The organism is Pseudoalteromonas luteoviolacea NCIMB 1944 (assembly GCF_001625565.1).
GTDB classification, from domain to species: domain Bacteria; phylum Pseudomonadota; class Gammaproteobacteria; order Enterobacterales; family Alteromonadaceae; genus Pseudoalteromonas; species Pseudoalteromonas luteoviolacea_F.
The window spans coordinates 60,813-83,266 of the sequence record NZ_AUXS01000050.1 but is presented as its reverse complement, the minus strand read 5'-3'; the positions used below and the strand labels follow the sequence as shown (position 1 = coordinate 83,266).

Annotated in this window: 8 protein-coding genes; all 8 read left to right on the top strand. The window is 46.9% G+C overall.

Features of this window, described 5'->3' with window-relative positions; translation table 11 throughout:
- Positions 1-4,773, top strand: a 4,773-nt coding sequence (locus N483_RS19085) for a non-ribosomal peptide synthetase (protein ID WP_155735420.1), incomplete at its 5' end; no start/stop codon positions are given.
- Between the two features lie 315 nt (positions 4,774-5,088).
- On the top strand, positions 5,089-8,259 hold the full coding sequence (locus N483_RS19080; protein ID WP_231105482.1) for a non-ribosomal peptide synthetase: 3,171 nt from the start codon (positions 5,089-5,091) through the stop codon (positions 8,257-8,259).
- 68 nt (positions 8,260-8,327) lie between these two features.
- Positions 8,328-13,919, top strand: coding sequence for a non-ribosomal peptide synthetase (locus tag N483_RS19075; RefSeq protein ID WP_023400634.1), 5,592 nt, complete (start codon positions 8,328-8,330; stop codon positions 13,917-13,919).
- On the top strand, positions 13,916-17,719 hold the full coding sequence (locus tag N483_RS19070) for a non-ribosomal peptide synthetase (RefSeq protein WP_023400633.1): 3,804 nt from the start codon (positions 13,916-13,918) through the stop codon (positions 17,717-17,719). Before N483_RS19075 ends, N483_RS19070 begins: the two co-directional genes overlap by 4 nt.
- Positions 17,720-17,914: 195 nt before the next feature.
- Positions 17,915-19,444 carry a PepSY-associated TM helix domain-containing protein gene (locus tag N483_RS19065; RefSeq protein ID WP_023400632.1) on the top strand — a complete coding sequence of 510 codons (1,530 nt, stop codon included), beginning with the start codon at positions 17,915-17,917 and terminating at the stop codon, positions 19,442-19,444.
- Positions 19,428-19,736, top strand: a complete 309-nt coding sequence (locus N483_RS19060; protein ID WP_023400631.1) for a hypothetical protein — start codon at positions 19,428-19,430, stop codon at positions 19,734-19,736. The genes N483_RS19065 and N483_RS19060 overlap by 17 nt, the downstream gene beginning before the upstream one ends.
- Positions 19,736-20,008, top strand: a complete 273-nt coding sequence (locus tag N483_RS19055) for a hypothetical protein (RefSeq protein ID WP_023400630.1) — start codon at positions 19,736-19,738, stop codon at positions 20,006-20,008. Before N483_RS19060 ends, N483_RS19055 begins: the two co-directional genes overlap by 1 nt.
- Before the next feature lie 201 nt (positions 20,009-20,209).
- Entirely contained in the window at positions 20,210-22,300 is a 2,091-nt protein-coding gene (locus N483_RS19050; RefSeq protein WP_023400629.1) for a TonB-dependent siderophore receptor, read from the top strand.
- The last annotated feature ends 154 nt before the right edge of the window (positions 22,301-22,454 follow it).

The window sequence follows — 22,454 nt, the reverse complement described above, 5'->3', positions numbered from 1 at the left end:
CTACCTAAACCACAGTGGCAGACGGCCAAAGCATTTGAAATACCCACAACAGAGACTGAGATCAGCCTCGCGAGCATTTGGCAGTCTGTGTTGGATGTAGAGCAAGTAGGTCGTGGTGATAACTTCTTTGCGCTTGGTGGCGATTCAATCAAGGCACTGAGTGTGATCAGTCAAGCACATAAAGCTGGCCTGAATATTGAGATCCCGGCGCTATTTAGGACCGCAAACCTTGGAGAGCTTGCGACGCTGATTGATAGCCATGAAGGCTGTGAAAAATTACCACTGGTACGTCAATCGGATATCTATTCGGGCTTGTCATTTGCTGAGCAGCGTCAATGGTTTTTGTGGAAATTAGCACCGCAAAGCAGCGCCTATCATATTAAAGGCGCGATGATCCTCGAAGGCCAATTGCATCTACATGCCCTGCAGTCTGCACTTGATTACGTGCACAATAATCATGCGGCGCTGCGAACCATTTACAGTGAAGATGCAGATGCACAAGTGACACAGCACATTGCACCTATGGGTCAATGCAAGTACCGTTATTTTGATGCTTCACAGACTTCAGACGACACAACCTGGCGTGATGCATTTGTGGCTGAACCTTTTGTCTTAACACAAGGTGACTTATTCCGTGTCGCCCTTATTAAGCATAGCGAAGGTCGCCATGAATTGGTGGTGGTCATGCATCACATCATTTCCGATGCATGGTCATTGCAGCTGATCATTAATGATTTTGCTAAAGCTTACCAAGGTGCGGTAATGGATCAGCCATTGTCGGTATCCGATCAAGGACTACGTTACAGCGATTATGCAAAGTGGCAACGAGATTGGTTCAGTGAAGATATCAAGGCGCAGCAATTGGCGTATTGGCACAATGCCCTTGGAGATGATTTATCGCCACTGCGCCTGCCCAGTGATTTAGAGTCACAACAAGACACTTATCAGGCAGTTACCGAGCAGGTGCAATTAGATGACACCTTAAAGCAGGCGCTCCTCGCCTATGCTAAAGCCAATAATACCAGCTTATTCAGTATCTTGATGTTGGCACTAAAAGTACTGCTGCACCGTTACAGCGGTCAATCTTCAGTGCGTGTTGGGATGCCAATAGCCAATCGCCATAATGTGGGTACAGAGTCTCTGGTTGGCTTTTTTGTCAATACGCAAGTGATCACCACAGAGCTGGCTGGTGATGTGCCATTAAGTGATGCTTTGAAGCAGGTGAAAACCCAGTTGCAAGGGGCCCAGGCACATCAGGATTTACCATTTGAGCAGCTATTGGATAGTCTAGATTTAGACAGAGATCTTCAGCAGCCGTTGTTCCAAGTCATGATCAATCACCAGCGTATGGATGGCGATGCCTTATTTAATTTACCTCAGCTAGAGATGAGCCCGGTGACCGTCAATGCCAGTGAAGCACAATTTGAGTTGGTATTGAATTGCTATGAAAATAGCGATGGCTTGAGCAATGTTGAGTTTGAATTTGCCAAGGAACGATTCAGCCAAAGCCGCCGCAGTGAATTGGCTTTTGCACTGAGAAGCGTATTGGCAGCGATAGTTAATGACCGCGACATGCAAGTTGCGCAGCTGTCACTGATCCCTGATGAACAACAAGCGCAGTTACATGCATTAGCAAAAGGCCAAGCGCATGCTAGTACGCCATTGGTGATAGAGCAATTGCATGAAATTGCCAAGCAACATAAAGCACTACCTGCGGTGAAGTTCGCCGATACTGCGCTTAACTACCAGCAAGTTGCAGATAAAAGTGATCAATTGTCTCACTACCTTAATGAGGTATTGTCTTCACAGGCACAAAAAGTGGTGGCAGTACGCTTTGCCCGTGGTATTGAGATGGTGATAGCTGCGCTAGCGGTATTTAAAGCTGGTGCAATCTATGTGCCGATAGACCCGAGTTTGCCAGCTGAACGTCAGCAGTACATAGCACAGCAAAGTAACGCGAATTTGATGCTCAGTGACGACACGACAACCTCTTTTGATAACATCACTATTGATACTATTGACGATGCCAAATTAAGTGCTTATCCGGCAACACCATTACCATGCTGCGTGCAGCCTCAGCAGGTGGCATATATGATCTTCACCTCGGGTTCAACGGGTTTACCAAAGGGGGTGGCTGTCTCTCATCAAGCACTCGCAGATCATTGTTATGCGATGCAGCAATACTATGCTTATCAGCCTCAAGATCACGCCTTGTTATTTGCGTCAATGGGCTTTGATGCCGCACTTGAGCAACTGTTGATGCCGTTACTCTATGGTGCGCAATTAAGTGTGGTAGATGCAAAATCGATGAGTCCAGATACATTGGTTGACTACGTTGCCAAAGAGACTGTCACAGTGGTTGATTTGCCACCTGCGTATTTGCGTCATGTATCGGCACTTCAGTCAGTGCGCTTGTGTATCGTCGGTGGTGAAGGTTGGCATCAAGGTGATTTCAAACTTGCCCAAAACAGCTTGGTGCAGGCACAGTTTGTTAATGCTTATGGCCCAACAGAAGCGGTGGTCACTCCAACGCTTTGGATTGGGGATAGCCAATCTCACGTCGATAGCCGCTATGTGCCAATTGGCCAGCCAGTGGGCAATCGTCAGGTGTATGTGTTAGATAGTGCCTTGAATTTATTGCCAAAAGGCGCTATCGGTGAGCTGTATATTGGCGGTAGTTGTTTGGCGGAAGGTTATATTGACCAGCCAGAATTAACGGCAGAACGTTTTATTGCTGACCCGTTTAGCGAACAGGGCGGACGACTTTATCGCACAGGTGATTTAGTGCGTTGGGATGAAAATAATCAGTTGCAATACTTGGGTCGAGTGGATGATCAGGTGAAAATTCGCGGCCACCGTATTGAACTGGGTGAAATTGAGGCACAACTTAGTGCAGTGGACGGCGTAGAGCAAGCCATAGTGATGGTGCAAAACGCCGCTGAGCAGCCGGTACTGGTTGCTTATGCTGCAACGCAAAGTCGTACAGCGAGTGAGTTGCAAGCGCAGCTTCGCGATACATTACCTGACTATATGATACCGCAAGCCATTGAAATCATGGTGCAGTTCCCCCTTAACCAAAATGGCAAAGTCGATCGTAAGAACTTGCCTCAGATCAGCGTGGAGCAACATCAAGGTGAATTTGTTGCACCACAAAGTGGCCTTGAACAGCATATTGCAAAGGTGTGGCAGACTTTGTTGAAGGTGGAAAAAGTGAGCCGTCACGACAACTTCTTTGCTCTTGGTGGGGATTCGATCACGGCGCTGCGTTTAGTGCCGCGGATCAATGAACTCGGAGACTATGGCATTGAGGTGAAAGATATCTTCAACAGCCAAGATCTAGCGGCCTTGGCACAGTGTGTGTTAGCGTCCAAGCAGCTCGTTAAGCGCATCGCTTTAGCGCCAGCATCGCGTGCTGAGCAGATGCCGGTGTCACCAGCTCAGCAGAGCTTATGGCTGACAGACAGGTTGAGCAGTGAGGCTGACAAGGCTGCATACAATATTGCTGGTGCGGTGGCCTTAAGCGGCGCGCTGGATGTGGGGGCTCTTGAACAGGCGTTCAATGCTTTGGCTGTGCGTCATGAAATATTGCGCTCGCAGTTTGTTGATGTAGACGGAGAGCCGCGTGTAACAGTGTTGGAACGCTTAGACTTTAGATTGGCTGTCGAGCAGGTTGACAGTGAGCTGTCGGCACAACAGTTACGCAGTGAGTTTGAACAGCAAAGCTTTGATTTAAGCACAGCGCCGCTGATGCGTGCCAAAGTATTGCAACTGGCAGAGCAGCGCTACCAGTTGCTGGTGAGCATGCACCATATCATCAGTGATGGGTGGTCGATTGCAAACTTGGTTCAAGAACTCGGGGTGTTTTACGCAGAGCAACTCGGCGACAGTCGCTTAGTTGCCGAGCTAGCCCCACTGGAGGTGCAATATGCTGATTACGCAAGCTGGCAAAATACCCGCTTGGCGACAGAAGAAGGTGCACAGAACAAAGCGTTTTGGCAACAACAGCTCAAAGCCGCGCCACCGGTGAGCAATTTACCTCTGCATTTACCGCGTCCAGACAAACCGAGCAGCCAAGGCGATCAGGTGTTATTCAATATCGCCCCTGAATTGAGCGCGCAATTACAAGCCCTCAGTGAAGTGCACCAGTTGTCACTGTTTGCGTTATTGAAAGCCAGTTATATGACGTTTTTAAGCCAGCAAACGGGCCAACAAGATCTCGTGGTAGGAACTGACTTAGCGGGCCGTGAAGATGCTGCGCTGGAACCACTGATTGGCTTCTTTATTAAGGTTTTACCGGTGCGCATTAGCTTAAAAGCTGACGACAGTTTCATCAGTCTAGCTAAGCAAGTGCAGCAACAATTGTTGGCGGTACAAGATCACCAATTACTGACGCTTGAGAATATTGCCCAAGTGGCCGATGTACCTCGTCAAAGCGGTGTATCGCCAATATTCCAGCAGTTATTTGTGATGCAAAATACACCGCAACCGCGCTGGCCTGTTGAGGGGGTTGAGATCAGTGAGATCCCAAGCGAAGGCGTGACCAGTAAGTTTGACTCCGCGATCTTTATTGAGACAACGGATCAGGGTTTAAATGGCAACTTGGTATTTAAACGTGATTTATATCTCAAAGATAAAATGCAAGGGATGATCACTGATTGGTTAGGGTTGTTAGCAACACTGGTATCACAGCCGGAGCAATTGCTGCCAAAGCCAAAACGTAGCGGGGCGATGAAAAAACGCAAAATGGCGAAATTCGGTAAATTGAAAAAATAGCCATTTACCATTTTCCTCCCAGTCAAAAGCCAAGCAGGTTTAATCCGCTTGGCTTTTGTTTTTTAGCGGGCTTTGATTTTGATCAACAAAATACTGCCATTGCTGAGTATTCACAGAAACTTGCGGGTTTTCCTTAAAAAAAATAGGGCTTTGCTCGTCATTAAGACACATCCCTAGGTTGCGGGCAAAATCGCCTCATTTAATGCATTATACAGGACGTCTTGTACGTGATTGTTCATAGCACCAAACCTTCAGGGAAAGGCACATTATTGGTTATTTCATAATGGGCTATTTGGAGACAACCCAGTGTGCCAAATGGCTCTAAATTTACTGCAAGAGACATTTGGCATGATCCAAGAATATATCGATGCGTATCCGCAGGGCCTTGGCCTGAGTGTTCAACAAAAACAACATCTATCAAAGCACGAGAGTGCCGCCGTTGCCGTGCACAGTGTTTTGGTACCAATCGAACAAAACCTGACAGAGGTTGAGCTGAGACAGCGCGCCGAGGCGATTGCTCAGCAGCAGCTCATATTGCAGTTCGCGTTTACTCAAGTTGAAGGTTTTAGAGGTACCCGCCAAGTACCCACGGCACAACATAAGTTGGTTTGTGAAGATGTCACAAGCCAAGCAGATTTGGTGGCAACAGAACAGGCTAAGTTAATCCCTATTAGCTTGGACACAACGCATGGACAAAACATTCAAATTAGTCGTTTTGTCTGTCAGCAGCAGGCCTATATTCTGATCCATGCCAATGCCTTAGCGTTAGATATCGCCAGCGTTTATGACTATATTGGTCAATTACTTAACGGCGAGAATAATGAGGCTGAAGCGATACAATACCCTGATTTTTTAGCTTGGCTTGAAGAGGTGAATGAAGCCCCAGAAGCTGCGCAAGGTGCTGCGTATTGGCAGCAATTCAGTGCCAAACTACAGCCGCTAGACAACCGTTTTCAATTGCCTTATCACAAAGCTCCTTCGACCACAGATTTGCGCACACAACAAAGTCATAGCGTTGAGTTGAGCGACGCAGTATTGCAAAACATTGACAGTCTGGCCGAGCAGCTTGAACTAGATAGTGAAGTTATTTTGCACGCAACTTGGTGGCTGTTGCTTGCTCGGATCAGTAAAAACAGCGGATTTAGTGCGGCACTTGGTTACGACCCAAGGCAGATGAGCGAAGAGCTTGAGGGCGCGCTTGGTGTGTACCAATTACATTTACCAATTGCCGTTGAAGTGGATCCAGCGCAATCACTGAGTACGTGGTTTAGCCAGTTTGCTTTCCAGTGTGAGCAGCACCTTGAATGGGCTGAGGCATATCAAGGCACGGAAAAATATGAGCTCAACTGGTCTCCAAGTTGTGTGATGCAAGTGTGGCACGGTGAGTCTCACGGACAGTTATTGCGCTTGGATGACAGCAGTGAATTGCACTTAAATTGTGTGCTACAAGACACGGGCGCACGTTTGACACTGCGTTATGACAGTCAAGCATATAGTGACGCAGCGGCGCAAACATTGCTGGCGCAATACCAACAACTCTTAGCACAGTTAACTACTCAGTTGAACACTGTAGTGGGCGAAATAAACATTGCCACAGAGCAAGAGCAGCAGCGCCATCTGGGGTTGAACCGAGCTGTTGCACAAGTACCGCTACTATTTGATAAAATCGCACACTTTGCCGCGACTCAGCCAACGCAGTTGGCGCTGAGTGATGGTCAACAAAGCCTCGATTACAGCTCGTTGGAGGCGCGTTTGCTCAGCATTGCCAACGTCCTGCAAGATAAAGGGGTGGCTAGCAATGATATTGTCACTGTGGCTCTACCACGCAGTTTTGAGCAAGTACTGGTGATATTGGCGATTCAACGTCTTGGTGCAGCTTATTGCCCAGTCGACCCAGTTTGGCCGATAACCCGACAACAGCAGATTATGGCTGCCGCGGGAGCAACACGTCACATCGCCATTGAAGGCTCTCAAGACACCATTGGATTGGCACAAGTGTTAACCGAAGCGACACAGTCTCAAGCACCAGAAGCAATAGCGCTGCCAAATGCACAACAAGCGGCGTATGTGTTATTCACATCCGGGTCTACCGGCACACCAAAAGGGGTGGTGATTGAACATGCACAATTAGCCCACTACTGTTTTGGTTCAAGTGAAGCACTCAAGCTTGGACAGCAGCGCTATGGTTTAACCTCAACGGTAGCCGCAGATATTGGTAACACATGTTTATTTAATGCTTTCTACAATGGAGGCACTCTTGTGGTTGCGCCTGAACAGGCGGTGTTAGAAGGACAAGCGTTTGCGCAGTTTGTCAATGCACAGCAAGTAGAGGTGGTGAAAATCGTCCCTTCACACCTACAAGCACTATTAGAGAGCGAGCCAAAAGTACTACCAAATAAGCTGATCCTAGGTGGTGAAGCCAGTGCGCCAACATTGCTGCAAAAAATCCATCGTTTAAGTCCGAATACGGAAGTATTTAATCACTACGGCCCAACTGAAACGACTGTGGGTGTGTTGTCTCATCAATATCATGACCTATCGAGTTTCGCGGGCACAGTTGCCAAATTAAGTCACGTCTTTGCTGGCACGTCTATTTATATTCTCAATGAGTACGGCTCATTGTGTGCTGTAGGTGAGCAAGGCGAGCTACACATTGCGGGCACACAACTGGCGCGGGGTTATTTAGGCAAAGATGAAAACGATGGGTTTGTGACTAAAAGCCCGTGGGCATCGAGACTTTACCCTACAGGAGATGTCGCGCGCTATATGCCTGACGGCACGATTAGTTTGTCTGGCCGAAAAGACGATCAAGTACAAATTCGCGGCTTCCGTGTAGAGCCTAATGAAGTGGCCGCCAGTGTGAGCCGCTGTTTTGAGTCCGTAGGCTGTTATGTGATGGCACAAAACCTCGGCGGTCAAACGGCATTAGTGGCTTACTTAACTGGTTTTGAATATCAAGGTGCGACAGTATCAGGGCTGTTAGATGGCGATGTGAACCAGTATTTGCAAACACATTTACGAGATCACCTTGCCGAAGCCATGGTGCCACAGTTTTTTGTTGCGCTAGAGCAATTACCACTGCTGGCCAATGGCAAAGTTGATCGCGCCAAGTTGCCAAAAGCCAATGAGTTGCAAAATGTGGCCTATGTCGCGCCGAGCTCACAGCTTGAAAAGTGGCTCGCAGACTCTTTGGCAGACATTTTAGAAGTTGACAAAGTCAGCTGTGATACCAGTTTCTTCGATCTAGGTGGCCACTCATTGGCGGCCATTAAGTGGGTGACCAGAATTAAAAAGCAGCTGCTGATGGATGTTGAACCCGGCATTATTTTTGACAATGCCACCATCATGAAGTTGGCAACAGCACTGAGTGCAAAACATCCAGATGCACAAAAGTTAGAAAAAATTGCCATGACACAGTTAAAACTGGCCACGCTCTCGCCTGAGCAGCGCGAGGCGCTGCAACAAAAGCTGGGTTTAGGTAGCTAATCGCCTAATCAAATCAATCTTTACATTAGGGAGTCAGTGACTCCCTTTTCCCTTTTTTAGAGATACACATGAACAACGACGATATTCTTGACGCACTGGCCGATGAATTAGACTTAGATCTGCTTGGTGAGCTGTTTGCTGAGCAACCAGAAACACACACTGAGATCCCCCGTCATTCAGATAATTTCGGTAGTTTATCCTTTCAGCAGCAGCGACTGTGGTTGCAACAACAGCTGACCCCAGAGTCCATTTCGTATAACGTACCTCGTGCTTACTACATTGAAACTGCGTTAGATTTAGCAAAGCTGCAACAGGCATTAAACACCCTGGTAAATAGCCATCAGGCACTTGCGACACGCTTTAGTGATGACAATACACCGATACAGCACCTAGTTGATAATGCGCAAGTGCCTTTGTCACAATTGGCCCTACCTGAGTCGCAGCAGGACTGGCCTGCAATTGAAGTATTATCGTCAGAAGTGGTGACTGGCTGGTTTGCCAAACCATTTGATTTATCCGTTGCCCCTTTGTTTCGTGCTGCATGGATTGATTATGGTAAAGGGGGAATTTTACTCCTAGATAACCACCATATTGCCAGTGATGGATGGTCGGCAAATCTTATTTTACGTGATTTAGCGCGTGCTTATTTTGGCGAGCAAATTGTACCGACGAGACTGCGTTATTTGGATTACGCCCAGTGGCAGCGCGATGCGCTTGAGTCTGAAATGGGTCAACAAGCGTGTGATTATTGGCGCAACTATGTCGATTTTGTACCTCAGCAATTAAATGTTCCCAAAGCGCATAGTAGCGAAGCTAGTCGTTATGCGCGTCTGGCAAAAACACACCTATCAGCGCAATTGACCCAAGGGTTGCGTAGTCTGTGCCAGCACTACAATTTAACCCTGTCATCCTTGACCATGGCGCTTTATCAAGTTGTCTTGTCGCGCTTTAGTGATGCACAGCAATTTTTATTAGGGGTTCCTACAGCAGCGAGGAATCACCCAGATATTAGCGACATAGTCGGGTTTTTTGTTAACACTCAGCTGTATAAAAATGAGGCGCAACCTGCGCGCTCACTGATTGATGTTGCGCGCGCCGTCCAGCAGCATACGCTGGCTGTAATTGAGCATCAATTGATCCCCTACGAGTGGTTGGCGAGAGAGTTAGACTGGCAGCAAACGGGCGAACAAAGTCACTTTCAAGCCATGTATAACTTTTCTGAGTATCAGCCCAGCAATGATGGTCCGATGCCATTGCCACTCACGCCAATTGTTGTCGATCAGTTTGAAGCTAAGTTTCCGCTATCCCTCGAAGTTGTTGAGCTCGCAGACACCTTATTGATCCAATTTGAAGGGGAGCCAAAGCACTATGATGAAGAGGTCTTAACACGCCTGTTAGAGAGTTTCTTAACGTTGACCAAACAGCTGGTTGCTGCCCCAGAGCAAGCCCTTGGTAACGTATCTTTGGCAGTGCAACAACCTCAGGCATCGAAGCAACAGGTTACGCCAATAAGTGGCTATCTATCTGTTCTAACCGAGGCGTTTTCGTCGCATCCTGAGCGCATTGCTGCGACTGATGTACAAGGCCGCGAGCTGAGCTATGGGGCGCTTGACAAGCGCAGTGCTCAGCTGGCCAATTTTCTATTCGCTGAGGGGTTGCAAGCTGAGCAAACTGTGGCATTGATGTTTGAACGTGGCTTAGACATGTTGGTTGCCATGTTGGCGGTGATGCGTGCCGGTGGCACCTATGTCCCAGTGGACCCCAAACTCCCACAATCGCGCATTGATTATATTTTACAGCACAGTGAAACTCAGTGGGTTCTGCACAACACCGAGGTGCTTTTACCTGGCGATATCCGCGGTATTGATATAACCCAGTTATCCCTTGATCGCCAGATGGATAGTGCGCCGAGCAGGGAGATTCACCCGGCCCAGTTAGCCTATGTGATATACACATCGGGTTCAACAGGTAAACCAAAAGGGGTGGCAGTCAGCCATCACAATCTCGATAATTTTTTAGCTGCTATGCAGGAAAAGTTTGCACTACAAAGCGCTGACACTGTCTTGGCACTTACCTCATTGTCATTTGATATTTCAGGTCTTGAATTGCACCTGCCGTTGTACGCTGGTGCACAGGTATGTATTGTACAGCAACAAAGTGAATTGAATGAATCCATTTTAAATGAGGTTTCTGTCATTCAGGCAACCCCTGCAGGGTGGCGCGCGCTGCTGGCCGATAACCTGTTAAAGCGCCCTGTGTTAGGACTGTGCGGTGGAGAAGCCTTGCCTGCCGAGCTTGCCCAAACACTGCTTGAACACCAAGTGACATTGTGGAACATGTACGGGCCAACGGAGACCACCATTTGGTCATCATGCCAACGGGTTGAAAAGGCGAAAATTCATCTCGGTGATACAGTCCGCGCAACGCAGTTTTATGTTTTAGATGATGCGTTAAACCCTGTGCCAAATGAAGTAGCAGGTGAGTTGTATATTGCAGGAGAAGGCTTGGCCCGAGGATATTTAAATCGCCCAGAGCTGAGTGCCGAGCGTTTTGTCGCCAACCCATTTTGCCAGCAAGGCAGCCGACTTTATCGCACAGGTGATTTGGTCAAGTACAATCAATCAGGCCTGCTGGAATATTTAGGGCGTACCGACCATCAGGTGAAAATTCGTGGATTCAGGATCGAGTTGGGTGAAATAGAAGCGCACCTATATCAACAGTCAGGTGTTGAGGAAGCCGTTGTGATAGCCGAGGAGTTACCCACAGGAACTCGCTTGGTGGCATACGTTGCTGGTAATAACTTGGAAGGCGCGGCTTTACAGTCTTTGCTACTGCAAGGCTTACCAAATTATATGGTACCCAGTGTAATTGTAGTGCTCGACACATTACCCCTGAACAATTCCGGAAAGATTGACCGTCACGCGTTACCCAAAGTACAAGACAATCAGCGTGGCGAATTTGTTGCCCCGGCTAGTCAGCTAGAGCAACAGCTCGCGGATATTTGGCAATCTGTGCTTAAGTATTCGCCCATAGGCCGCGGTGATGATTTCTTCACGCTTGGCGGAGATTCTATTGTCGCGTTGCAATTGGCCAGTCGTATCAGTGAAGCACTGCAACTTAATTGCTCCGTTAAAGATATTTTTGATGCGCCTAATGTCGAGGCGCTCGCAGTATTATTGAATACAGCTTCTAAGACGCAGTTACCAGAGCTTATTAAGGTCTCTGCGCAATCAAATTATGATTTGGCCCCAGCGCAGATGAGTTTGTGGCTGTCGGACCAAATGGTGGCAGAGCAGGACAAACATGCTTTTAATATTTCCGGGGCCGTGACATTACGTGGCGCTTTGAATATTGACCTGTTGCAACGTGCATTTGAGTTAGTAATAGCGAGACATGCCTCATTGCGGATGCGTTTTGTTGAGCAATTGGGCGAAGCTAGCATGGTTGTGGACGAGCATGCGGCATTTACGCTTATCAGCCACAACCTCTCGGATCTCTCGCAGCAGCAGCGCATTGTACAAAGCCAGTCGTTGCAACGTGCCTTTGAAAATCAAGCATTTGATTTAGCCTCCGCGCCGCTATTACGTGCCATGCTGGTGCAGCAGCAAGACGGAGAGTATCAGCTTTCGGTCAGTATGCACCACATCATTTCAGATGGTTGGTCGACAGGAGTGTTGATTGGTGATCTAGGTAAAGCTTACCAAGCACTGGTTACCCAGCAATCACCACATTGGCAGCCATTGAATATCGATTATGTAGATTATGCTCAGTGGCAACATGCGCTGCAAAGCGGTGAAGCAGGACAGCAGCTGCGCGATTATTGGCGCGAACACTTAGACGATGCCCCGGCAAATAGTGCATTACCGAATCATTACCCGCGCCCAGTACAATTAAACAATGAAGGCGGATTGGTGGTTGGTTCATTTGATGCAGATCAAACCAAACGCTTAAAAGCATTTGCGAGCGAGCAGCGCATATCCCTGAATGCGTTGTTGTTATCTGGTTATTTCTTATTCTTACACGCCATCAATGACAAGCCTGATGTGATTGTCGGCAGTGACTTTGCCGGTCGTGAAAACCCAGCTTTGGAAGCTTTAATTGGCTTTTTTGTACGTGTTTTGCCACAGCGTAGTATGTTGAATGAGGAATCTTTAGTTATTGATTTTATTAAGCAAACTCAGGGCGTTTCGCTTCAGGTTATGGCTCATCAAGCACTGGGCTTGGAGTCTCTGACCGAGCTGATTGACACCCCGAGGGTGAATAATATTCAGCCATTGGTACAACAGTTATTTGTGATGCAAAACACGCCGCAACAACAGTGGCCGATGACTGAGATCAGCCTTGAACCCTTGGATAGTTTAAGTGCGATCAGCAGTAAATTTGACAGTGCGCTCTTCGTCATTGAGGCGGATGAGTTGCAATGCCAGTGGGTATTTAGAAAACAGCTTTATAACCCAGAGATTATGCAGCAATGGTTGGGGCGTTGGCAGCAATGCGTGTTGCAACTCATAGAGATGAGCGAACAGCCTGTTCGCAATGTAATTTCGCCAATGATTCAGGAATTTAAAACTATGCAAAAAGCCGCCCGAGGAAATTCATTTTCAGGATTAAAAAAAGGTCTTAAAAAACGTGCAAAGGCACCTGCTGCACCAATAAAAACGTATTTTTTACCAGAGACCGAACAGTTTCCAATTCTCGTAGAGCCGACGTCCCCCGATCTTGACCCAATTAATTGGGCAAGCAATAACCGTGATGTGATTGACGGCTATTTACAGCAGTACGGTGGGATAATTTTTAGGAACTTTGCTTTGCAATCACCGCAAGAGTTTGAGTCTTTCGCCGACGCAATTCAACCGGGCTTGTATGGTCAATATGGTGATTTGCCGAAAAAAGAAGGCGGTAAAAAGACCTATAAGTCGACGCCGTACCCAGAGCGTCAAATGATCCTTTACCACAACGAAAGTTCTCATTTAGGCAAGTGGCCTCGTAAACAGTGGTTCTATTGTGAACTGCCTTCAAAAGTGGGTGGCGCCACGCCGATTGTAGATTGTCGTCGTATGCTCAAAGAGCTGCCTGAAGCACTGGTAGCCAAAATCAAAGAAAAAGAGCTGTTATACGTACGTAACTTTATTCCAAACCTCGATGTCGCTTGGCAAGACTTCTATAAAACCGATGACAAGGCGGAAGTAGAGGCGCGCTTGACGGCGAGTAATACCGAGTTTCGCTGGTTAGACAATGGCGGTTTGCAAACCCGTACTAAAACACATGGGGTGATCAAACACCATTTGAGCGGCGAGGAGTCGTTCTTCAATCAAGTTCAACTTCACCATGAGTCGTGTTTAGAAGAAAGTGTGCGCAGTGATCTGATTGAGATGGTTGGTCATGAGTATTTGCCGCGCAACGTTTTCTTTGGTGATGGCACGCCGATTAGTTACGAAGAAATGACAATTATTGGTGAAGCTTATGAGCGCTGTGCGGTGAGGTTTGACTGGCAAAAAGGTGACGTAGTGATGCTGGACAACATGCTCGCTGCCCACGCACGTGATCCGTATGAAGAGCCGCGTAAAATCGTGGTTGCAATGGGGGATATGGTATCTCAGCAGCAACTTACTGAAGCCAACGCAGAGCAAGCCAAAGCGGAGCAGGAGTGTTTGGCATGATCGCTGACTATATTGAAGAATATCAGCAAGGAGTTGTACTGACGGCGAATCAGCAGTGTTTCACTGCTGATGCCGCGCAAACAGTCCCACTTGTCCAGTTGCTGGTGCCTTGCTCGGCGAGCTTGCAAAGTATACAAGGCCATTGTGAGGCGTTGATTCAATCACATATTAGTTTGGCGTCTAATTATCAGCAAGTAGCAGGTTTTAAAGGCTTAAGAGCACTGCCCAGCGAAAGTGCAAAAATAGTTGTTGATAGCATTGAATGGCGCCAAGCAGGCGTGCCAAGCCTAGCGCAGTTGGCGCTGTCGTCTCCGGTGGATATAGCACCACAGAGTGGTCGCAATTTACAATTGACTTTGGTGCAAACAAACGAACAGAATTTCATTGCACTTCGTGGCTTTGCTGGGGCGGTGGACTTAGCTTCACTAGAGATCATTGCCGGGATTGTCAACGGTCAACCAGATGATGAAGAAGCGCTTCAATTCCCTGACTTTGTTGCTTGGCAACAAGAAATGCAGAGTGAGGACGAAGGTTTAGCGGGGCAGGCATTTTGGCAAAATTACCTAGCTGGTGATTTACCGTCTGCGCTTCAATTACCTTATACAATGGGCTCTGTCAGTGAAGCACAGCGCAGCTACACGCCAGTGCAGTATGCGGTTAATAGCAGTGTGTGGCAGGGTATCAGTAACTATGCGACGACACTGGGCGTATCAAGTCAGCATATTGCACAATATGCTTGGTGGTGGTTGATGGCGCGTTTGGCAACAACTCCGCGTTTTTTAACGGCTTTGCATTACGATCCACGCCAAGAAGATGAAGCATTTGAAGGGGCGATTGGTCGCTACGCAAAAGCGTTGCCCTTGATTGTTGAGTATCAACCAGAGCAATCTCTTGAAAGTTGGTTGTCCGCGCTAAACGAGCAATGTGAAAATCATCGCCACTATGCATTGAGTATTTCAGAAGCGCAGTTAAAAACGGCGAGACATGCCACTGACTATGTATTTTCACAGCAAGCACATCAACCTGATTGGCAAACAAGCCTGTGCCATGATTTAAACATGGCCATTGCGGCCAATGGTGTGCTGACGCTAAATTACTGCCAAAATAGCTATTCTGCCGCGGCGGTAGCGAGTTTGTTGGCGCAGCTTGAGCATGTTCTCAGTGTTATCGCCTCGGGTGATGTCCATCAAAACTGTGCACAAATCAGCATACTGAGTGAGGCTCACTCAGCACAATTGCTTGCGATCAACGGCTTGGGGGCGCTACCTTCAGTAGAGACGGTTGTGCAGCGTGTACATGATTTTGCTAAGTCTCAACCCCAAGAAATTGCACTGATAGATGACACCGGATCACTTAGCTATGGAGAACTTTGGCAACAGGCTGAGTCAGTAGCAAAAGGTTTATGTCAAAGCCAAACGCAGCTTGAGCAGCCAGTATTGCTACTTTTGCCACGCAGCACCGACCTGATTGTAGCAATGCTTGCGAGCATGCGCGCGGGCTTTGGCTTTGTGCCCCTCGACCCGAGTTGGCCACAAGCACGTATCGATAAAGTACTGGCGCAGTTTGACAATGCTGTGGTGATTAGCGCATCGTCTGAGCAGGGTATACGCTTGGACTCACTTAAGGTGAATAAAGAGGTCGCATTGCCAACCTTGGATGATGTGGCAAATAAACTGGCCTATACCATCTTTACCTCTGGCTCAACAGGGACCCCAAAAGGTGTGTGTATTGGTCAGCAGCAGTTGAGTGCTTATTGTTATGGTTCTAGCGAGGCACTAGGTCTAGCTGAGCAGCAAAACTTTGCACTGACGGCAACTGTGGCCGCTGATTTGGGTTATACCTGCCTATTTAATGCGCTGTATTTAGGTAAAAAGCTGTGTATCGCAAATGAGCAGCAAAGCATGGATAGCGCAGCATTCAGTGCGTTTTTACAACAGCACCAAGTCGACTGTATTAAAATTGTTCCATCGCATTTGCAGGCGCTGTGTGACTTGAAAGCACTGCCTTATTTCCCACAAAAAATCATCTTAGGGGGAGAGGCTTGTCCCAATACTTTCCTGCGTTCGATACAGCAATGGGCTCCTGAGGTGGAAGTATACAACCACTACGGACCAAGCGAAGCGACTATAGGGGTTATGAGTCATCGTTATCAAGCTGGAGACGGTGGTGTGGCAAAACTGAGCAAGGTGTTTGCAGGCACGCAAACCTATGTTTTGAATAGCGCAGGTCAGCTATGTAGTTATGGTGAAGTGGGCGAGCTGTATATTGCCGGTGCACAACTCAGTGAAGGTTACCTTGGTCAGCCAACACATACAGCATTTTCAAGCCATGAGGAATTTAACCAACGTGTTTATGCAACTGGCGATTTAGCACGTTATATGCCCGACAATTCAATCATGATCCTAGGCCGAAAAGACGATCAAGTAAAAGTCCGAGGATTTAGAATTGAGTTAGGGGAAGTGGCCAATAGCATTGAACAGGTCGATGGTATTGAACATTGCCTAGTGATTGCAGACAAGGTCGATACCCAGGTAACTTTACATGCTTATATCGTTGCCAATCAGTATGCAGAGGGCGCGTTAGACAGTGATGCGACCGCGGCGCTACAAATACAATTGTCGCACAGTTTGCCTGAAGCCATGGTGCCATCGGCGTTTATGGTGCTGGCTCAGTGGCCGCGTCTAGGTAATGGCAAGGTAGATCGCAAAGCACTGCCTTCTTTTGAAACTCAGACAACTGTTTACGAAGCACCGCAGGGCGCGTTAGAAACACGTTTGGCGGCAATGTTTGGCGAAGTGCTCGAGCTTGATAAAGTGAGTCGCAATGTGTCTTTCTTCCAGTTGGGTGGCCATTCAATTTCGGCAATTAAATTGGTAAAGCGCTGGGCTGACAGAGAAGATGCTGAGTTACATTTTGACTTAGGCGCGCTCTTCCAAGCGCCTAGTGTAGCCCAATTGGCAGAGGTGCTAAGCGGTGGTGAAGCGCAAGCGATTACGGTACTCAATAAGCATAAAGCGGGCAACCGTCAGGTGATCTGTTTCCATGATGGACTGGGCTTAACTTTGGCCTATCGTGAGCTGGCGCAACAGCTAGATGAACAGGTGAATTTGTTTGCATTGGTGCCAAACGAAGCGGATCTTGAAGTGACCGATTTTGATCAACTTGCCAAGCGCTATGCGGATAAAATTACCGCGCAGTTTGGCGCTGAACCTGTTGAATTACTTGGTTGGTCTATGGGTGGTTTGCTTGCGGCCAAGGTGGCTGCCATTCTTGAAAAATCATCGTCACAAGTGAACACGTTGTACTTAGCGGATTCATGGATCCCGACAGCGCAACCACGTACATTGACTCAACTGCAAGCAGTCACCGAGTTTTTAACCTTGGTTGTAGATAATGGGGGCAAAGCTTGGTCTGAGCGTGTTGAGACACACTTTACACCTTTATTGGCCGAGTCTATTGTGGATGCGGATACACTCAAAGGATACCTAAGTGCATTTTGGCAATCGCACAGCGAGCAGCTGCCCATGCCTTACAGTGCGATAGATGCAGCGCAGTTGGCCCAGACATTTACGATGAGTGAAAGGTTAAATAGTCAGCGTGAAAATGGCTGTACATTGCCAAGTTTACCAGCCGGGCTTACTACGCATGTGCTTTGGTCTGAAGTGCGCTCAGATAGCGATATTGATTCTTATCGCGCTCATTTGTCTGCACATGGCGCGACCTTCACGGAGCAAAAACTTGCATGTAGTCATCAGCAAGTGGTGAGTCATGCGCAATTGCTAAAAGCTGTGAAGCTGTAACGTTTGAGTTAGGGCCGCTGTCAGGCCTAAAGCGATCTGTTTAGGGGCGTTGGGAAACTAACGCCCCATTTTCCGTTGTTTGTCGTAATTATTTAAATTTCTCTCAACTTCTTTCGTCGTTGCCAAAGTGGTGCATTTTTGGCGGCTTTTTATTTTGTTTTAGGGCGTGGCCGCAAAATAAACAGGAAGGAGTTTATGGATAAAAAAATCCTGACCAGATTAACCAAACAGCATTCAGTTTTAGGCGCAGTCAGTGCCTGCATTCTTACCATTGTTTTCGTTTGTGGCAGTCTGTTATTTTTTCGCGGTCAATTACTCAATTGGCAGTTTGCATGGCAACAAGATAGTCAATTAGAGCGCTCGATGTCTTGGCAAACTGCGGTAACAGATCTGACAGAAAAAGTTCCTGATTTTGTTAATCAACGTATTACCTTAACGACAGATCCTGATCACAATCACCTGTTTCAAATCTATGTCGGCCACGATGACCGCTTGTTATACAACAATCAGACACAACAATTATTTGGCCAAGATACGGCACAGCAGGCTGCATCTGATTTTCTGTACTTCTGGCACATCAATTTTACCACGCATATTGGCACAGATATCATCGCGATAGCTTGCATTTTATTGATGATGGTGACCATCAGCGGCATTTGGATCCGTTGGAAAGATTTGGTAAAAAAATTCCACCAATATCGTGCCAAAGGCAAGTCTCGTGATGTATTCAAAGACAGCCATGTATTGCTGGGGCTGGGTGTTTTGTTGTTTATGCTGATGTATGGTTGGAGCAGCGCTTACTTTAATGTCGGGTACGAAATCAATGAGCCTGTGTACCACAAATACGCAGATAAAAGTGGCAAGAGCTATTTTGAGGAACTTGGTTTTCCGCGCAAGCCCGAGAATTATGATATGGAAGCGGTGTTAACAGCTGAGCGGCTGAATCAAGTGATCACTGATTTTCAACAAGCCTACCCAACAATGCGTATCGCGCGATTTGATATTTATCCGAGACCTTGGAAACGATTGAGAGTCTCAGGTGAATCTGACCGTAGTTTTGAGTTTGTCACGGCATTTTATGATGTGCATGGCAACTTGTTATATGAGCCAAAACGCAAGCCGATTAATGATGTATACAACATCATGATCCAGCTGCACGAAGGTCATTTACTCGGCAAGTCGTCACATCTACTGTATTTTGTTTTGTCTATGATGGCCATCGCCGCAATGTTAATCGGCAACTTATACTGGCTAGCTATTCGAGAACCAAAGCGTGCAGGGCAGGCACTGTTTAAACTGCAACGCGCATGTTTAGAGGCAAGTACGTGCGGTGCACTGCTGAGTGTTGCATTGCTATTGGTATGTACACGGTTATTCAGTCAAGGTGAGCCTTTGACGATGCTGACCAATCAATTGATAGTGGTTGGCGGTTTGCTGTGTTGTGGATTGCTGACTTGTTACTTTAAACAGGTGAAAGAATCAGCCCACGCGATACTACAAGGGGCCGGTGTGCTGTTTTTATTGCTGCCGTGTATAGATGTGATCCGATTGGTGCTTGGCCATGAGCTCTATAGCTTTGTCGCTCGGGACCTTATCACGGTGCACATTGCTTTTGTCGCTCTTGCTGGTTTGAGCTTTGGCATGGCAACGGTTGTGGTAAGAGTGACCGACAAAGTGAAAAAACGCACAATTGAATTGGAGCCAGTAAATGATCGCCTTGCTTAGTTTTACCCTGATAGGGTTTGCGTTATTTGCCCATTCTAAATATTGGCCGTTTGGCAAAGTAGAGGGTCTAGCCCGATTGTTTAATGTTATCTCGGCAAAACAGATTCTGCTGTCGAGTATCCTCGCATTGAGCGTTTTGTATTACTTTCAGATGGGCTTGATAGCTGCGGTGTTTTTAGTGTTGTTCGCTGTGAGCATTGGTTTGCCCCTAGTGGTGATGATGGGCCATCACCGAGGCACAGCACCCGTATTGATCTTGTTGACTTTGGCTGCGGTTGGAGGGGTATTGTAATGCGGGTTATCAACTTCGGGGTGATCCTTGGCTTTGTGGTGGGCTTTTTGTTAGTGCGTGGCGGCATTTGGTTAAGCTTGGATCTGTTTGGCTTTGACTTTCATGGCGTATTAACCGTCTCCGAGTTACTCAGTATCTTGGTAATCGCGGGCGTCGCTTTTCACTTCACCATGCTTGGCGATTATAAATCTCAAATGATTCTAGCAGCAAAGTATTTAGCGCCGATGGCGGCGTTGTTTATTTTGTTATTTGGTATAAATCAACTTTCGTAAACCTGTTAAATATCAGTAATATGAATATAGTCATAAATATTTTTTATGGGTAAATTATTGATATTGTTGTAGTTATTTTTACAGTGGTATTTTTGTCTCTGCAAAAGATACTAAGACGCTAAATTTTTAAAGTATTGCTTCGTCTGCCCTTGAGTAAATCAGAATTTTTATCTCGACTAGGATAAGGGAGTCAAGCGGCGTATGAAGCAATATTCTGCGATTGCAAAAGCGGTGTGTATTGGACTACTTGCAAGTAGTTCTTCAGTAGTTTTAGCGGACGATGCTAAAGTAAATATGGAACATATTGAGGTGGTAGGTAAACACCATAGAGATGTAGGCGCAACAGGGTTGCCGCTTGCGATTGGTGATACGCCACAATCTATTTCTATCGTCGACAGTGAATTCATGGATTTCCATGATGTTAATTCAGCGGGTGAAGCGCTAGTACACAGCGCAGGTGTTTACTCTGAGACATCTCTAGGCAATCGCGAACGTTTTGTTTTTTCTCGCGGCTTTGAAATGAACCGTTTCTTAATTGACGGTATGGGCGCAGCAGGCCGTCCTAGCCAAACCACATTATTAGACACGAGCATGTTTGAAAGTGTTGAAGTGATCCGTGGTTCGACGGGTATGCTGCAAGAGGTTGGTCAGCCTTCAGGAACCGTAAACCTAGTGCAAAAACGTGCATACAATGGCACAGGTGGCGCGGTATCAGCGGAAGTGGGTTCGTGGAACAGACTTCGCGCGGAAGCAGACTTCAATACCACACTCAATGACAGCGGTACGATGCGAGCGCGTTTCGTTACAGCGGTAGAAGATGCGGATTCATTTGTAGACCGTGCAAATACCGATCGCACCATGTTCTATACAACGTTTTCTGCAGATATCACTGATGCACTGCAGGTGTCTTTATTTGCCAGTTACCAAGATGACGGCCAAGGCGCGCTTTCTGACGGCCTACCGTATCAATTTACAACAGGTGAGCGTGTAGACATAGGCATTGAAGCAAATATCTACCCAGATTGGGCAACGCAAGATACCCAGCAAGATAGCCTATTGGGTGAAGCTCGTTATCAAATTAATGATGATTGGAATGTGGTGGCAAGGTTCCACACTTCGAACCTAGATGATGATAAAGTCTACGCTGGCCTGTGGTGGCATGTGGAACCAAATGGTGATTACGCACTATTTGCCAATGAAAAGCACGTAGAATATCAATCAGATCGTGCAGAAATTGGCGTGAATGGTCAATTTAGCTTCTTAGGTCGTGAGCACAGTATTAACTTTACGCTGGCAAATAGCGAGTTTGACGAGTATCAGACAACTTACCGACCGCTGGCAAGACCTGCTGGTAATTTAATCGCTGAACACACCGGTGAATCACCGCAAGCAAAACCGGCTAACCCGGGATTTAACTATGATGCTCCAGCTGTGCGCGAAGCGAACATCGAGTCTCAAAGTGCACGTGTTGCCTTCAACTTACAGGTATTAGATAACTTGAATGTGTTGTTAGGTGCGAACCACAAAGACATCACTTCAAGCAGCACAAACCGCAATATTACCAGTGAATTTGATTTTAAAGACACCAGCTTATACTACGGCGGTGTATATAAATTTACTGAACAGTTTTTGATGTACGCAAGTTACACGGATATTTTTGACCAGCGACAAACGTATGATAAATCTGGTAAGTTACTAGATCCGGTATCTGGTGAAAACAAAGAGCTAGGCTTCAGATATTCAAACCAAGATGACTCGCTTAGTGTTGATATTGCTTACTTCCAGATAGATCAGGAAAACTACCCAGTAGAAGCGGGTAAACATGAAGACACATCTTTGATTTACTATGAAGCGCAAAGTGGTATCGAGTCTGAAGGCTATGAAGTTGAAATTTCGGGCTATGTGACTGAGCAGTGGTATGCCGCGGTATCATTTTCAGACATTGACATGACAAACCCAAATTATATTTCAGGTCGTGTTTCACGTGTTGTACCTGACAAAATTGCGAGTTTTAACACTTTCTATGACTTCGAAGATTTCAGGATCGGTGGTTACCTCACTTATACCGGTGAGCGAGAAGGCTTTATTGGGGAGCGTAATGCTGAATACGTACCAGTAGACTCGCATGTATTAGGTGGTTTCTCGGCGCAGTACGAGATTAATGATGACTTAAGTGTGAAGCTAAACATTCACAACTTATTTGATAAAGAATATGACTCTAAAGTGGCGTTTTACACGGTTCGTCCAGGTACACCAAGAAACTATGCACTAGAGTTAAATTATAACTTCTAATTACATGGCATCTGTGCGCTGACATGGGCACAGAGCAATATGTATATTCGCAGCACAAAGCCTCACCCATGTGGGGCTTTTTTGTGGGCGCTTTGCGGGGATCCAGCGCAATAAAGTCAGTTGTGAAATTAAAGAGGAGACGTGACTCGAGTAA